1 protein-coding gene is annotated in these 264 nt (G+C 59.5%); it reads left to right on the forward strand.

Annotated elements, in window-relative coordinates:
• Window positions 1-221: hypothetical protein (locus SB847_RS21355; protein WP_410578658.1), on the forward strand; the 221-nt coding region annotated here is incomplete at its 5' end.
• Window positions 222-264: the final 43 nt, after the last annotated feature.

Genomic DNA, 264 nt, shown 5'->3' on the forward strand with positions numbered 1-264 from the left:
TCATCCTTGGTGGGTTTGCCGGGACTCAGTGGCGCCATCGCACCGCGAGCCTGACACGCACTCCCGTAATTGCCTTGCCAGGCAAGCGCAGCCGCGCTCTCAGCGTCAAGACTCGCGAGCAGTCCATTTCTTCCGGCAGGCACGGGCAATACTGGCGCATTGACGGCCCGGATCAAGTGGATCGCATCAAGCGCAAAGGCGATGCGCGCGTCGTAAATTAACGCCCAATCGTGCCATACGAATGAAAGCCATTTGGACCAACTG

The organism is Bacillus sp. SIMBA_026 (assembly GCF_046535335.1).
GTDB classification, from domain to species: Bacteria; Bacillota; Bacilli; order Bacillales; family Bacillaceae; genus Bacillus; species Bacillus velezensis.